Annotated in this window: 14 protein-coding genes and 1 pseudogene; 10 read left to right on the top strand and 5 right to left on the bottom strand. The window is 69.3% G+C overall.

What is annotated here, in order from left to right; genetic code table 11:
• Positions 1-37: 37 nt before the first annotated feature.
• The 4 genes and pseudogenes from ACQY4K_RS06015 to ACQY4K_RS06030 all read right to left on the bottom strand — a co-directional run bounded on the left by ACQY4K_RS06015 (position 38) and on the right by ACQY4K_RS06030 (position 5,896).
• Positions 38-1,228, bottom strand: a complete 1,191-nt coding sequence (locus ACQY4K_RS06015; protein WP_428394308.1) for an acetyl-CoA C-acyltransferase — start codon at positions 1,226-1,228, stop codon at positions 38-40.
• A gap of 76 nt (positions 1,229-1,304) precedes the next feature.
• Positions 1,305-1,712, bottom strand: a complete 408-nt coding sequence (locus ACQY4K_RS06020; protein WP_428395991.1) for an acyl-CoA dehydrogenase family protein — start codon at positions 1,710-1,712, stop codon at positions 1,305-1,307.
• A gap of 98 nt (positions 1,713-1,810) precedes the next feature.
• Positions 1,811-2,395, bottom strand: a pseudogene (locus ACQY4K_RS06025) (acyl-CoA dehydrogenase family protein); the annotation flags it as partial.
• A 9-nt stretch (positions 2,396-2,404) separates the two neighbouring features.
• Entirely contained in the window at positions 2,405-5,896 is a 3,492-nt protein-coding gene (locus ACQY4K_RS06030; RefSeq protein ID WP_428394310.1) for an indolepyruvate ferredoxin oxidoreductase family protein, read from the bottom strand.
• Between the two features lie 122 nt (positions 5,897-6,018).
• Between ACQY4K_RS06030 and ACQY4K_RS06035 the strand changes: the two genes are divergently transcribed.
• Positions 6,019-6,489, top strand: a complete 471-nt coding sequence (locus ACQY4K_RS06035; protein ID WP_428394312.1) for an Lrp/AsnC family transcriptional regulator — start codon at positions 6,019-6,021, stop codon at positions 6,487-6,489.
• A 70-nt stretch (positions 6,490-6,559) separates the two neighbouring features.
• Here the strand turns inward: ACQY4K_RS06035 and ACQY4K_RS06040 are convergent, their stop codons facing one another.
• Positions 6,560-7,138, bottom strand: coding sequence for a TetR/AcrR family transcriptional regulator (locus ACQY4K_RS06040; RefSeq protein ID WP_428394314.1), 579 nt, complete (start codon positions 7,136-7,138; stop codon positions 6,560-6,562).
• A 104-nt stretch (positions 7,139-7,242) separates the two neighbouring features.
• Between ACQY4K_RS06040 and ACQY4K_RS06045 the strand changes: the two genes are divergently transcribed.
• The 9 genes from ACQY4K_RS06045 (at position 7,243) to ACQY4K_RS06085 (ending at position 15,091) form a co-directional block, all read left to right on the top strand.
• On the top strand, positions 7,243-7,635 hold the full coding sequence (locus ACQY4K_RS06045) for a DUF4267 domain-containing protein (protein ID WP_428394316.1): 393 nt from the start codon (positions 7,243-7,245) through the stop codon (positions 7,633-7,635).
• Between the two features lie 203 nt (positions 7,636-7,838).
• A complete protein-coding gene (locus ACQY4K_RS06050) occupies positions 7,839-9,155 on the top strand; it encodes an MFS transporter (RefSeq protein ID WP_428394318.1) in 1,317 nt (438 codons plus the stop codon).
• A gap of 4 nt (positions 9,156-9,159) precedes the next feature.
• The gene (mdcA, locus tag ACQY4K_RS06055; RefSeq protein ID WP_428394320.1) at positions 9,160-10,803 is read left to right on the top strand and encodes a malonate decarboxylase subunit alpha; all 1,644 of its coding nucleotides are present in this window, start codon (positions 9,160-9,162) and stop codon (positions 10,801-10,803) included.
• A 15-nt stretch (positions 10,804-10,818) separates the two neighbouring features.
• A complete protein-coding gene (gene mdcC, locus ACQY4K_RS06060) occupies positions 10,819-11,130 on the top strand; it encodes a malonate decarboxylase acyl carrier protein (RefSeq protein WP_428394322.1) in 312 nt (103 codons plus the stop codon).
• Complete coding sequence (locus ACQY4K_RS06065) at positions 11,127-12,029, top strand: biotin-independent malonate decarboxylase subunit beta (protein ID WP_428394324.1); 903 nt, start codon at positions 11,127-11,129, stop codon at positions 12,027-12,029. Before mdcC ends, ACQY4K_RS06065 begins: the two co-directional genes overlap by 4 nt.
• The gene (locus ACQY4K_RS06070) at positions 12,016-12,735 is read left to right on the top strand and encodes a biotin-independent malonate decarboxylase subunit gamma (RefSeq protein ID WP_428394326.1); all 720 of its coding nucleotides are present in this window, start codon (positions 12,016-12,018) and stop codon (positions 12,733-12,735) included. The genes ACQY4K_RS06065 and ACQY4K_RS06070 overlap by 14 nt, the downstream gene beginning before the upstream one ends.
• Before the next feature lie 3 nt (positions 12,736-12,738).
• On the top strand, positions 12,739-13,350 hold the full coding sequence (gene mdcG / locus ACQY4K_RS06075) for a malonate decarboxylase holo-[acyl-carrier-protein] synthase (protein ID WP_428394328.1): 612 nt from the start codon (positions 12,739-12,741) through the stop codon (positions 13,348-13,350).
• A gap of 11 nt (positions 13,351-13,361) precedes the next feature.
• Positions 13,362-14,174: a triphosphoribosyl-dephospho-CoA synthase MdcB gene (gene mdcB, locus ACQY4K_RS06080; RefSeq protein ID WP_428395992.1), complete on the top strand. Its 813-nt coding sequence runs from the start codon at positions 13,362-13,364 to the stop codon at positions 14,172-14,174.
• Positions 14,171-15,091, top strand: coding sequence for an acyltransferase domain-containing protein (locus tag ACQY4K_RS06085; RefSeq protein ID WP_428394329.1), 921 nt, complete (start codon positions 14,171-14,173; stop codon positions 15,089-15,091). The genes mdcB and ACQY4K_RS06085 overlap by 4 nt, the downstream gene beginning before the upstream one ends.
• Positions 15,092-15,100 lie beyond the last annotated feature (9 nt).

Raw genomic sequence — 15,100 nt, forward strand, 5'->3', positions numbered from 1 at the left:
CACATGCAGGTCATTGGGGATCAGGGCACGTGCCGCTTTACGACAATCGCTCGACAGCCATGGCGGTCGCCTCGCCGCCGCCGATGCAAAGCGACGCCATCCCTCGCTTGACGCCATATTTCTCCAGTGCGGCGAGCAGCGTCACCATGACCCGCGCGCCGGATGCCCCAATCGGATGGCCGAGTGCGCAGGCGCCACCATGTACGTTGACTTTGTCGTGCGGCAGGTCGAGGTCGCGCATCGCCGCCATCGTCACCACGGCAAAGGCTTCGTTGATCTCGAACAGGTCGACGTCAGCCGCCGTCCACCCGACCCGTTCCAGCAGCTTGCGCATGGCACCGATCGGTGCCGTAGGAAAGCGGCTCGGCTCGTGAGCGTGAGTCGTTTGGCCAACGATCATGGCAATGGGCGCCAAGCCCCGCCGCTCCGCTTCGCTTCGCCGCATCATCACCAGCGCCGCGGCACCGTCCGAGATCGAGCTGGCATTGGCGGCAGTGACCGTGCCGCCGTCGCGGAACGCCGGCTTCAACGTGGGGATCTTTTCCGGTCTTGCCTTGCCCGGCTGCTCGTCGATGGCGACCTGCCGATCCACGCGCCCGGCTCTCACCGTCACGGGTACGGTCTCCCGGGCAAACGAGCCGTCATCCACCGCTTTGCGGGCCCGTGCCAGCGAGGTCAGGGCAAATTCGTCCTGGTCGGCGCGGGTGAATTGGTAATCCTGCGCGCAGTCCTCGGCGAAAGTGCCCATCAGACGGCCCTTGTCGTAGGCGTCCTCCAGTCCGTCCAGGAACATGCTATCCAGCAATCGCCCGTGGCCCATGCGGTAGCCGTCCCGCGCGCGGTCGAGCAGGTATGGCGCGTTGGACATGCTCTCCATGCCGCCCGCCACCAGGACGCCGGCGCTGCCCGCGACCAGCGCGTCGTGACCGAGCATGGCCGCCTTCATACCCGAACCGCACATCTTGTTCACCGTCGTGCAGCCGACGTCCATCGGCAGTCCGGCACCGAGTGCTGCCTGGCGCGCCGGCGCCTGGCCCTGGCCGGCGGCAAGCACGCAGCCCATCAGCACCTCGTTCACGTCGGCGGCGCCGATGCCGGAGCGGGCAACGGCCGCTTTGATGACAGCAGCACCGAGAGCCGAGGCCGTGGCGTCCTTGAGGTCCCCCTGGAACGCCCCCATTGCCGTGCGGGCGTAGCCGGTGATGACGATCGGATCATGTGAATTCATGGATTGCCTTCCCTGTTTGGGGTTGCAGACATGTCGGCTCTCACCCGTGGCGCCGGTCAGAAGGCGCGGGCGATGATCATACGCTGGATGTGCCTTCGTAGATCTGGCAGACCCGTACGTCGCGGTAGATCTTGGCCACACCGTAATCCTCCAGGTAGCCGTAGCCGCCCAACGTCTGCAGCGCGCCGGAACAGACGGTCTCGGCGGTTTCCGAGGCGAACAGCTTGGCCATCGCCGCCTCCTTGAGGCAAGGCACGCCGGCATCCTTCAAGCTCGCCGCATGCAAAACGAGCTGGCGCGCCGCCTCCAGCTTGGCCGCCAGATCGGCAAGACGGAAGCTGACCGCCTGGTGTTCCATGATCGGCTTGCCGAAGCTCCGGCGCTCCTTGGCGTAGGCGACCGCGATCGCCAGCGCCGCCTGCGCCATGCCGACGCTCTGGGCGCCGATGCCGATTCGGCCGGTTTCCAGGTTGGCGAGCGCAATGCCGTAGCCTTGCCCAACCTCAACCCATCATCAAGGTCCATGTCGTCCATGGCCAAGGCGCAGATATCGGAGGCGCCCTGGCCCAGCTTGTCCTCCACCTTCGCAACACTCAGGCCGGGCGTCCCCCTTGGTACCAGGAACGCCGATATCCCGCGCTTGCCAGCAGTCGGGTCGGTGACCGCGAACAGCAGCGTCAATCCTGCGATGCGGCCGGAGGTGATGAACTGCTTGGAACCGTTGATGCGCCAGCCGCCCTCGATGCGCACTGCCCTGCTACGCAGGCCGGCGGCATCCGATCCCGCCTCGTTCTCCGTCAGCGCAAAGGCACCGATCAGCGCACCGCTGCAGAGCGGCCTTAGAAAGCGCGCCTTCTGGGCGGCGTCGGCATGGCGCTCCAGCGCCGCGATCACCGGGGCATTATGGACGCTGACGATCGTCGAGAGCGCGCCGTCGGCCGCCGCAAGCTCGATCAGGGCAAGCGCGTACGAGACGTAATCGGCGTCAGCGCCGCCGTACGCGGCAGGCGCCGTCATCCCCATCAGGCCAAGACCGCCCAGCTCCGCGAAGATTGCGGCTGGATACCCGCCGGCGGCCTCCCATGCGCGCGCGTTGGGTGCCACGCGATCGGCGGCCCAATTCCTGACCGTATCGCGTATTGCGCATTGCACGTCCGTCAACTGCATGACGATCCCCTACGCCGCCGCTCGTTGGGCAGGCTGGCCGATCCGCTCGAACTCGGCGCGCAGTTCCTTCATTCGAACCTCCGCGGATTGAAACGCAAGCGTCTTCACCGGGCCGAACCCCCTGATTTCCGACGGTGCGCTAGCGAGCGTAATCGCGGTCTCCAGGTTTGCGGGCGACAGCCGGGGCGCAAGCTCATTGATCAGAGCCGCGTAGTCATCGACGAGACGCCGCTCCATCCGCCGCTCCGCGCTATGCCCGAACGGATCGAACATCGTGTTGCGCAAGGCCTTGCAGCGCGCGAGCACGCGGAACAGCGTGAACACCCAGGGTCCGAACCTGCGTTTACGGGGCCGGCCGGTCGCGGGATCGGTGCGCGACAACAGCGGCGGCGACAGCCAGACCGACATGCGCGGTGTTTTGTCGAATTCGTCGGCGAGCCGGGCCTTGAAGGACGCCTCGCCGTAGAGCCTGGCGATTTCATACTCGTCCTTGTAGGCCATGACGCGATAGGCGGTCCTGGCAACGGCTTCCCCGAACCGCTCGCCATCGTCGCCGATCACAAGCGCCGCGCGCCGCGCCAGATCGACCAGCGCCAGATACCGCGCGGCATAGCGCGCGTCCTGATACAGCGTGAGGTCGTCGACGTAAGCACGCACCATTTCAGCCAACGATGCCGAGCTTTCCTCGCTTGCCGACAAGCCCGCCATGGCCTCGACCTCGGCGAGGTCGCACGCGGCCAGCCTGCCCCAGCGGAAGGCACGCTTGTTCATCTCGATCGCGGCGCCGTTCAATTCGACGGCCCGCAGGATCGCCTCCTCCGACAACGGGATCAGACCGTGCTGCCACGCATAGCCGAGCATGAGCACGTTCGCGCCGACCGTGTCACCGAACAACCCATACGCCAAGCTGGAGGCACGCAGGGCGAAGCTCCGACCCGGGACGCAGCGCCGCTCCAGGGCGTGCCGCATCCGCGCCATCGGCAGGGTCAGGTCGCGATCCTGCAAGGCGTCGGCAGTCGGCGTCTCGTCGACGTTGAGGATCGCGGCGGAGCGCGCCGGGCCGAGGCGGTCCAGCGCGGCGGGCTCGCTGGCCGCCACGAGGTCGGTAGCCAGCACGAGGTCCAGTTCGGCGGGCCCAAGCCGGACGGCGTGGATGTCCCGCGGCGCATGGGCCAGGCGCACCATGCTGACGACAGCGCCGTTCTTTTGCGCCAGCCCGGTGAAGTCCAGAACGCTGGCGGCCTTGCCTTGGAGATGGGCGGCGACCCCCAGCAAGGCGCCGATCGTGAGCACGCCGGCGCCGCCAATGCCGGCGACCTGGATGTTCCAGGTGCCCGCGATCACCGGCAGCGCCGGCGACGACAGCGACGCGAACCGGCTGGCTTCCACGGAGCGCAAGCGATCCGGATCCGGCTTGCGCATGGCAGCACCTTCGATCTCGACGAAGCTAGGGCAGAACCCCTTGACGCAGGAGAAATCCTTGTTGCAGGCGCTTTGGTTGATCCGTCGCTTGCGCCCGAACCCGGTCTCCAGGGGTTCGATCGCCACGCAGTTCGATTGCAGCGAGCAATCCCCGCAGCCCTCGCAAACGCGAGGGTTGATGAACAGCCGCCGATCCGGATCGGTGGACTGGCCGCGCTTACGCCGTCGGCGCTTCTCGGCGGCGCAGGTCTGTTCATAGACGATGGCGGTGACGCCGGGGACGTCGCGCAGCTCGCGCTGGATCGTGTCCAACTCATCGCGGTGGCGGATATCGGTGCCAGGCGCCAGATCCGACGTCGCCCGCCAGATCTCCGGCCGGTCCGAGACCAGGGCGATGCGGGCCACGCCCTCAGCGGCAAGCTGGCGGGTGATACGGGCAGGATCGATGGCGCCCTCGGCCGCCTGTCCGCCGGTCATGGCGACGGCGTCGTTGTAGAGGATCTTGTAGGTGATGTTGGTCTTCGCCGCGACCGCGGCGCGCACCGCCAGCAGTCCCGAATGCTGGTAGGTGCCGTCGCCGAGGTTCTGGAAGATATGCGTGGTCAAGGAAAAGGGCGCGGCGCCGATCCATTGCGCGCCTTCGCCGCCCATCTGGCTGAAGGTGCTGGTCTTTCGGTCCGGCAACGACAAGGCCATCACATGACAGCCGATGCCACCGCCGCTGAGCGAACCATCTGGTGTCCGTGTCGACGTGTTGTGCGGGCATCCCGCGCAAAAGAAGGGCGTGCGGGACGGAAAGCCGTGCGTTTCGGCAGCGTGCCGCGCACCCAGGCGGTCGAGCCGGTCGGCCAGGTCGTGGCCGTCCTGCGACCAGTTTGATAGGCGGGCGACGAGCGCGCGCGCGACCAGGAAAGGGGTGAACTCCCCGATCTCGGGCAGCAGCGGCGCGCCGGCCTCGTTCTGCTTGCCAACCACAACCGCCCTGTCCTGGCCCGCACTGTTATACATCGCCTGCTTCAGCTGCGCTTCGACGAGGCCGCGCTTTTCCTCGACGACGAGGATCTCCCGCCGCCCGCGCGCGAACGCGGCGACGCCCGTCGTATCCAGAGGCCAGCTCATCGCGACCTTGTAGATGGCAACGCCGAGCCGCTCGAGGTCGGCGTCGGTGACGTCCAGATCGGCCAGGGCCTGCATCAGGTCCTGGTGCGCCTTGCCGACGGTGACGATCCCGAGCCAGCCGGCGCCGCCGCCGGTCACGCGGTCCAGCCGGTTGGCCCTTGCCCAGGCTGTCGCCGCCGGCAGCCGCTCCTCGATCAGGCGGCGCTCCAGCTCGGCCCGCTGCGCCGGCCAGGCCACGCGCGGATCCCAGTTCAGGCCGTGCGCGGGCACTGCAAACTCTGCCGGTCGCAGGAATTGCGGTGCGGGGTCCGGCAGCTCAAACGCGCCTGCGCACTCGACCACCTCGGCGATCGTCTTCATCCCAACCCAGAGCCCGGAGAACCGTGACAGCGCGATCCCCGCCAGGCCCAGAGACAGGATTTCGGAGACGGTCGCCGGCTGCAGCACGGGCATGGAGACCGATTGGAAGATGCCGTCGGTCTGATGGGGGAACATGGAGGATTGTGCCGCGTGATCGTCGCCGGCGACCGCCAGCACGCCGCCGAGCGCCGACGTGCCGAGCATGTTCGCATTGCGGAACACGTCGCCGGTGCGATCCACGCCGGGACCCTTGCCGTACCAGACGCCGAAAACACCGTCCGCGCGCGTCGGGCCGAAGGCTGCATGCATCTGCGCGCCCCACAAGGCGGTCGCGGCCATGTCCTCGTTCAGCCCGGGCTGGAAGACGATATCATGCGCCTGCAATTGCCGCTCGACGCGCCAGAGCTGCTGGTCATAGGCCCCGAGCGGAGACCCACGATAGCCCGAGACCAGTCCGGCCGTGTTCAATCCGGCAAGCCGGTCCGCCCGGCGCTGCATCATCGGCAGGCGGACCAACGCCTGGATGCCGTTCATCCAGATCGGGCCGCTCTCGCGCGTGTAGACGTCGTTGAGGTTGAACTCGAGATCGATATGGGACATCCGGACCCCCGCTGGCGTATGACCAACGTAGCCGGTCCCGGTCGGCGGAAGGCACCATTCCTGCCCGCAATCGGCGGAAGTCGTAGGGCGAAACCCCTCCGGAACAGGCATTTTGGAGTGTCATGGCCCAGACGAGCAATCTCGACGCGACCGACCGCAAGATCCTCCGTATCCTCGGCGAGCATGGCCGGATCGGTTGGAACGAGCTGGCCGACGCGGTGTCGCTGTCCCAGACGCCCACGATACGCCGCGTGCGGCGCATGGAGGAGGCGGGCCTCATCGAAGGTTACACGGCTAGGCTGAACGAGGCGCGCCTGGTCGGGTCGATCAGCGTCTTCGTATCGGTGACGCTCGAACGGCAAGCGGAAGCCGCCCTCGGCGCCTTCGAGACGGAGATCGTGAAGTCGCCCAACGTGCTGAGCTGCTTTTTGATGACCGGCGGCGCCGACTACCTGCTGCGCGTCGTCGTCGAGGACCTCGCGGATTACCAGCGTTTTCTGATGGGAACGCTCACCCGAATTCCCGGTGTTGCGCATATCCAGTCGAGTTTCGCCCTGCGGCCGGTGCTGCAACGCTCCGTCGTCCCCCTCTAGACTAGCCCAGCACGACCTGCCCCCGTTTTGGAATCTCTAGTCGGGATTGCTGGCGAAGAGGAGTGGATGGTCAGCCGCCGCGGTCGTTGACGATCTGGCTGACCAGCAGATCGATGCGCGCCTCCTGGCGTTCCGCCGGGATGCGGCCGCCACCACGCAGGACCGCCAGGCCGTGCAGCGCGGCCCAGGTGACTTCCGCCCGCAGTTCGGGAAGCGCGTCGAACGGATTGAGCGCGCCGACCAGTTCACCGAAGGCAGCCTCCAAGGATGGCGGCGTGTCAAAGCTTGCGAACTCCACATCAATCGGCAGCACGAACATGGCCTGATAGAGCGCCGGCCGTTCGGCGGCGAATGTCAGGTAGGCGCCGCAGACCGCTCGCAACGCCAGCCGAGGCTCAGCCATAGCCGACCGCGCCTGGGACAGTCGGATAGCAAGCTCTGCGAAGCCCTCGATCGCGACGGCGCGCACGATCGCGTCCTTGCCGTCGAAATGGCTGTACAGCACCGGCTGGCTGTACTCCACGAGCTCGGCCAGCCGGCGCGTTGTCACCGCCTCCCACCCCTCGGCCTCGGCGAGACAACGCGCCGCCGTAATGATCAGATCATGGCGATGAGCGCGTTCTCGGCGGCGGCGATCTGCGACGGACATAAGCTTGTTCTAATTACGCTAGAAAGTCTGTCAATGCTATAAATTTCTATTGAAGTTTTCTCTAGCAGTGCTAGATAATTGCTTGCAGTGCAGGAGAGACCGCCATGCTGACCACCATCGCCTCCACCATCTCCGGCGTGATCGGCGTTGGCATCATCATCCTGGGCGTTCGCTTCCTGTTGGCGCCACGGGCCGCCGCGGCCGGGTACGGCATTGCCGCCGATCCGTCAGGAGTGCCAACCCCAACCGGCAGCCCTTACCCCTGGCTTTACGCCAAGGGGGTGCGCGATATCGTCTCGGGGATTTTCATCATCGTACTGCTGGCCAACCGCGCGCCACACCTGCTGGGCGTGTTCATGGCCGCCGCCAGCATCATTCCCGTGGGCGATGCGGCGATCGTCCTGCGCAGCGGCGGAACCCGGGCGACCGCCTTTGGCATCCACGGCGCCACGGCGGCGGTCATCCTGGCCGCGAGTGCAGCACTGCTCACGGCCTGAGTGCCGTTTGATCCCTTCACGATTTCTTGGCACGGGAGCAACCCACGTGGCTCTGCTCGGCATGTCCTGCAGACGGACCCAAAGAGTTACTGCGACGTCTTTATCCTCGTCGGCATGAGCCCGGACAAGGGCGCCGTGCGCCCCGCTAGCTGATCCGCTACAGTTCCTGGCGCTCCGGAAGAGGGCGCGGAGGAAGATCGTACATGGCAGACCGACCCAGCGACGCGCCCGGCTTTGATGTGGCAAGGCCAGGGCACACACCGCTCGATCGGCAGCAGATCATGGGTTTCTGGGCCGCCTGGGCGGGCTGGATGCTCGACGGGATGGATAGCGTGATCTACGCGCTCGTCCTCGGCCCGGCGCTCAGGCAATTGCTGCCGCATTCGGGCATCCTGGCCACGCCGGTCAGCATCGGATTCTGGGGCTCCTTGCTCTTTGCGCTGTTCCTAGTGGGCTGGGGATTATCGTTCGTATGGGGGCCGATCGGCGACCGGTTCGGCCGCACCCGTACGCTTGCCATGACCATCCTGATCTACGCCGTCTTTACCGGTGCCGCAGCGCTTTCGACCAACGTGTGGGAGCTTGCCCTGTTTCGTTTCCTCGCCGGCATCGGCATCGGCGGCGAATGGGCGATGGCCGGCACCTATGTCGCCGAGGCATGGCCGGAGGACCGCAGGCGCGCGGGGGCCGGCTATCTGCAGACCGGCTACTACGCCGGGTTCTTCGTCGCGGCAGCGCTCAACTTCACCGTCGGCGCCGCCTATGGCTGGCGGGCGATGTTTCTCTGCGGCCTGGCACCCGTGGCGGTCTCAATCGTGACGTTGCTGCGGGTGCGCGAGCCGGCGCGCTGGGAGCGTTCGGCGCATGGCACGCCAGCACCTTCGCCCCTCAGAGGCATCTTCGCGCCGCGCTATCTGCGCCGCACGATCGTGATGTCTGTGTTGCTGACGGTTGCGATCATTGGGCTCTGGGCCGGCGCCGTCTACGAGCCCACCGCCATCGTGCTGCTGGCCAGGGCAAGCGGCCTGACCGGTGCCGCCATCCCGCATAGTGTCTCGCTTGGCACCGGTATCCTTTCGATCGGCACGATCCTCGGCTGCCTCGCCGTGGCGCCGCTCGCCGAACGGTTCGGGCGGCGGGGCGCGCTTGCGATCTATTTCGCCGGTATGGCTGTTATGATCGTGCTCTGCTTCGGCTGGGCGTATTATTTGCCGGCCGGCACGGCGCTCCCGGTGTTCGTCGGGCTGTTGTTCCTGCTCGGCCTGTTCGGTGGGAACTTCGCGATGTTCACCCTCTGGCTACCGGAGCAGTTCGGCACCGAGGTGCGCGCGACCGCCTTCGCCTTTTGCACCTCGGTCGGCCGCTTCGTCGGCGCCGCGGTCAATTTCGGCCTGGCCGCCGCGGTGCGCGGCGCGGGCACGATCGGCACGCCTATCGCCTGGACAGCCGTCGCCTTCGGCATCGGTCTCCTGGTGATCCCCTTCGCCGCGGAAACGCGCGGCGAGCGCCTGCCGGACTGACCGCATGACCCGCTCATGGCGCTCCCAGCAGGACGACCGCGCGGCACGCCTGGCCATCGCCGCACCGCTCGCCCGCGGCAAGCAGGTCGCGGCGGTGGACACGACGGCGCTGCTGGAGGCGCTGATCCGGCCGCACGACCGCGTCTGCCTGGAGGGTGACAACCAGAAGCAGGCCGACCATCTGGCGCAGGCGCTCGCCGCCGCTGACCCGGCACGGCTGCACGATCTGCACATCGTGCAGTCCGGCATCGTGCTTGCCGAGCACCTCGATTTGTTTGCGCGCGGCATCGCCCGCAAGCTCGACTTCTCGTATTCGGGGCCGCAATCGGGCGCCCTCGTGCACGCGCTCAACGCCGGCACCATCGAGCTCGGCGCCATCCACACCTATCTCGAGCTGTTCTCGCGCTACTTCATCGACCTGACGCCGCGCGTGGCCCTGATCGCCGCGGTCAGCGCCGACACTGACGGCAACCTCTATACCGGCCCGAACACCGAAGACACGCCGACCATCGTCGAGGCGACCGCGTTCAAGGACGGGATCGTCGTCGCCCAGGTCAACGAGATCGTGGACCGGGTGCCCCGCGTCGACATCCCCGGCGACCGGGTGGATTTCGTCGTCGAGGCGCCCACGCCCTTTTATGTCGAACCCCTGTTCACCCGCGACCCGGCGAGTGTGACGGAGACGCAAATCCTGATGGCGATGCTGGCCCTGCGCGGGATCTACGCCCCGTATGGCGTGCGCCGGCTCAATCACGGCATCGGCTTCGGCACCGCCGCGATCGAACTGATCCTGCCAACCTATGGCGAATCGCTTGGCCTGCGCGGCAAGGTCGCGACGCATTGGGCGCTCAACCCGCACCCGACGCTGGTTCCCGCGATCGAGAGCGGCTGGGTCGAGCGCATCCATTGCTTCGGCTCCGAGGTCGGCATGGACGGCTACATCGCGGCCCGGCCCGACATCTATTTCACCGGACGCGATGGCTCGCTACGCTCCAATCGCGCCTACTGCCAGGCGGCTGGCCTGTATGCGACCGACATGTTCATCGGCGCGACCCTGCAGATCGACCTCGCCGGCAACAGCTCGACGGTGACGGCGGACCGGATCGCGGGCTTCGGCGGCGCGCCTAACATGGGCGCCGACCCACACGGGCGGCGGCACGTCTCGGAGGCGTGGCTGCGTGCCGGGCAAGAGGCAGGCGACGTGGGCCCGCTCGCGCGCGGCCGCAAGCTCGTCGTGCAGCTGGTGGAAACCGTCGGCGAGAAGCAGGCGCCGGCCTTCGTCGAGCGGCTCGATAGCCTGGACCTGGCGGAGCGGCTCGGCCTGGAGCTAGCGCCCGTGATGATCTACGGCGACGACGTCACTCATATCGTGACCGAGGAGGGCATCGCCAACCTGCTGCTCTGCCGCGGCGCCGACGAGCGTGAGCAGGCGATCCGCGGCGTCGCGGGATACACCGAGGTGGGGCGCAAGCGGGACCGCGCGGCGGTCGCGGCCCTGCGGGAGCGGGGCGTGATACGCCGGCCGGAGGATCTCGGCATCGACCCGCTGGACGCGACGCGGCAGCTGCTGGCGGCGCGCTCGATCAAGGACCTGGTGCGTTGGTCGGGTGGGCTCTATTGGCCGCCGCCGCGGTTCCGCAACTGGTGAGGGAGAGTCTCGACGATGGAGACGTACGAATTCGGCCACGAGGCAACGTCCCGGCTGCCCGGCACACGGACGAGCGCCATCGCCGGCGTGGTCGCGTCCGGCAATCTCGAAGTGCTGCTTGAGCGGATTGCCGACGGCGCGCGCTGCGAGATCACGGTGGTGACGCCGGTGAGCGGCTTTGAGCCAATGTGGCAGGCGGTGGTGCAAGACTTCGTGGAGCGGCACGCGCCGGGCGGCCTGCGCATCTCGATCAACGATGGCGGCGCGCGGCCGGATACCGTCTCGCTCCGCCTCGCGCAGGGCGTGCGGCTGATGACGACGCCATGAGCGCCGCGGCCGAGGCGTCCTGGTGGGAGGCGTCCGCGCGCGAGCGGCTTGCGGGGCTGCTCGATGCGGCGAGCTTCGCCGAGTTCCTGCCGCCGGAGGCGCGCGCGAGCAGCCCGCATCTCGCTTGCTTCAACCTGCCCGCCGCGTTCGACGACGGGGTGGTGGTCGGGCACGGACGCCTCGACGGCCGCCCGGTGCTGGTCGCGGCACAGGAAGGCCGCTTCATGGGTGGCACGTTCGGCGAGGTGCACGGCGCCAAGCTCACCGGCCTGCTGCGCGCGGCGCGCGGCGGCGACCGGCCGGTGCTGCTGCTGCTCGACACCGGCGGCGTGCGGCTGCAGGAGGCCAATGCCGGCGAGATCGCGGTCTCGGAGCTGATCCGCACCATCGTCGAGGCGCGCATCTCGGGCGTGCCGGTGATGGCCCTGCTCGGCGGCCGCGCCGGCTGCTTCGGCGGCGGCGGCATCATCGCCGCGACCTGCTCGCATATCGTGGTGTCCGAGCAGGGTCGGATCGGCGTCACCGGCCCGGAAGTGATCGAGACCAACGCGGGCGTCGAGGAGTTCGACAGCCGCGACCGGCCGCTGGTCTGGCGCGTCACCGGCGGCCGGACGCGGGCGCTGACCGGCGGGGCGGACGCTTACGTGGACGGCGCCGTGGGCGAGTTCCGCGAGGCGGCTATCGCGGCCCTTGTTTCCGCGTTGCCTCCACTCAGCCGCGCCACATTGGAAGCCGAACAGGCCCGGCTCGCCGGCCGCCGGGAGCGGCTCCGCGGCTGCCGGGACGCGACCGAGATCTGGGCGCGACAGGGGCTTGAAACAATGCCGATGGCGGACCTTGCCGACGCCGATTTCCGGCACCTGCTGGCCCAGGCGGAGCGGCCGCATGACTCGCGATGAGCTGGTCGCGCGGCTGTTTCCGCACGGCGCGCGGCTCGCCGTCGCAGGCGGCGTGCTGACCGGCACGGGTGCCTATGCGCCGGGCCGCGAGGCGGTGGTGCTGGGCGCGGTGGACGGGGTTCCGCTCGGCGGCGCGGCGGCGCTCGCCCTTGCCGGCGCGGTGCTGGAGGCGGGCCGGCAAAAACAGCGTCCGCCGATCGTCATGCTGGTCGATGCCGGCAGCCAAGCGATGCGACGCGAGGAGGAACTGCTCGGCCTGAACGAGCATCTCGCGCATTTGGCAAAATGCCTGCTGCTCGCCGCCGCCGAGGGGCAGCGTACGGTCGGCGTGCTCTACGGACGCGCGGCGGCGGGTGCCTTGATCGCGACCGCGCTCGCCTGCGACACTCTGGTGGCGCTGCCCGAGGCGTCGCCCGCGGTGATGGACCTGCCCTCGATCGCGCGGGTCACCAAGCTCGACCCGGCGATGCTGGAGCGCATGGCGTCAGAGACACCGATCTTCGCGCCCGGGCTTGCGCCGCTCGTCGCGACCGGCGCGATCGACGCGGTATGGGACCCGGACGCCAACCTCGCGGCCCTGCTCAGGGCGGTGCTGGACACGCCGCCTGGGCCGGACAGACGAGCTTCGCGCGGCACCCGACACGGCGGACGGACGCTCGCGGCGGCAATTGCCACGCGGGTCGAAGCCGCCGCCCGCGACGGCTGAGACGTGACGCCGGCGCGACATGATCTGCTCTGGGTGACGCCGGACGCCTGGGCGGCGCTGTTGTCCAGCCGCCTCGACCTCGCGGCTGAGCCCACAATCGCCTCATGGGTCCCCGACGGCCGGCCGCTGGTCGCCCGCGCCTCCCCGTCGGCGGATGCGCCCGCCACGATTGCCGCCGGCCTGCCGCTGCCGGGGCGTCGCCGGATCGCGTTGAGCCTGCCAGCGGCCGCCCTGGTGCGCCGCGCATCGCCGCCGCCGCTTGCCGAGGCGATGGACCAGGCGCCGGCTGCCTGGCGGCCGGTCTGCACCACCCTCGTCGCCGACGCCGCACCGCGCGTGTTCGGCGCGCTGCTGTGGCAGCATGTGACCGGCCTGCCCTATCTGCACCCGGGCTCCGACCTCGACCTGCTCTGGCTGGAGCCCACGGATCCGGACGCTGTGGTCCGCTCACTCCTGGGCGTCGCCGCTTCGGCCCCGATGACGATCGACGGCGAGATCGTGCTGCGCGGGTTCGGCGTCCAGTGGCGGGAGTTCGCCTCCGGGGCCGAGACCGTGCTCGCGAAATCGCTCGACGGCGCCCGCCTGCTGCCGCGCCGCGCGTTGTTACGCGCATGAGCGCGGTGGTGATGCGCAAAGGCCTCGCCCCGGCACGCATCGGCGCGCTCGCTGAGGCGGCGCTGCTCGACGAGCTCGACACCTGGCCGAAGCCCGGCCTGGTCACACCGCGCGATCGCGGGAGCCATGTAGACATGGACCATGCGCTGCTCGCCGCTTCGGCGCGCGTGCTGCGGCCGTTCTTCGCGTCGCTGGCCGAGGCAGGCGCCGCCGGGGCGGGGCTCGATGCACTGCGCCGAATCGGGCGCGCGGCGGAGGCCGCGATGCTGGCCGCGACAGACGGGGTGAACACGCACCGCGGCGCGATCTTCAGCATCGGCCTGCTGACGGCCGCAGCCGGTAGCGGGCGCGGACATCCAGCGCCAGGCGGGCTCGGCACCGTGGTCCGCCGGCTGTGGGGCCCGGCACTGCTCGCAGCACCTGCGCCGCGGGGCACGCACGGCGCTGGGGCAAGGCGGCGGCACGGCGCGGCCGGCGCGCTGATCGAGGCCGCGCACGGCTTCTCGTCAATCTATCAAGTCGGCCTGCCGGCGCTCCGCGACGCGCGCGAGGCGGGCAAGGTCGCCGCCCGGGTGCAGGCCTGCTTCGCGCTGATCGCGACCATAGAGGACACCAACCTGCTGCATCGCGGCGGCGCCGAGGGGCTCGCCTACGCGAGAGGCGCGGCTGCCTCGTTCCTCGCCGCCGGCGGCGTGCGCGCCCCGGGCTGGCTCGCCCGCGCCGAGGCGGTCCATGCCGATTTCGTCGCCCGGCGCTTGAGCCCCGGCGGCAGCGCCGATCTGCTGGCCGCAACGCTGTTCGTCGATCGGATGGAATGCGCATGAGCGCGCTGGCACTGCTCTGCTCGGGCCAAGGCGGCCAGCATGCGGCGATGTTCGCGCTGACCGAATCGGCCCCCGCGGCAGCACCGGTGTTCGAGGCCGCCGCCGCTTTGCTCGGCGCCGACCCGCGCAATCTCGCAAGCAGCGGGCGCGGGCTGCACGACAACCGGACCGCGCAGATCCTGTGCTGCACCGGGGCGCTCGCCCTCGCCGCGGCACTGTCCGGCTCCATCCGCGATGCGCGGATCGTGGCGGGCTACAGCGTCGGCGAACTCGCAGCCTGGGGGATCGCCGGGCTGCTGACGCCGGCGCAGGTGCTCACGCTCGCCGCCGCGCGCGCCGGGGCGATGGACCAGGCGGCCGCGGCGGCCCCGGGCGGGTTGCTCGCCATACGCGGCCTGCCCCGCGCCGCGGCCGATGCGCTGGCGGCGACGCACGGTGCCCACCTCGCCATCCGTGTGGCCGATGACCACGCGGTGTATGGCGGCGCATCCGAGCCGCTTGTTGCGTTGGCGGCCGCGGTCGGGCCGGCTGGCGGCGTCGCACAGCGCCTGCCGGTCGCGATCGCGGCGCATACCAAGCTGATGGCGCCGGCGGCGGCGGCGTTCGGCCACGCGCTGGCCTCCCTCCCTTTGCCGGCACGTCCGCCCGGGCCGGCAAGGCTGCTGAGCGGCATCGACGGTGCCGCGGTGCTCTCGACTGCCGCCGGGCGCGACAAACTCGCTGCCCAGGTCGCACACACCGTGGACTGGCAGGCCTGCCTCGAATCGTGTGCCGCCGCGCGGGTGGACAGGGTGCTCGAACTCGGGCCCGGCCACGCACTGGCAGCAATGGCGTCCGCGGCATTGCCGCGGGCGCAGACCCGGGCCGCCGAGGCGTTCCGTACGCTGGTTGGATTGCAGGACTGGCTCGATGGTTGATCGACAATG

This window comes from Lichenicoccus sp., assembly GCF_965276875.1.
GTDB lineage: Bacteria > Pseudomonadota > Alphaproteobacteria > Acetobacterales > Acetobacteraceae > Lichenicoccus.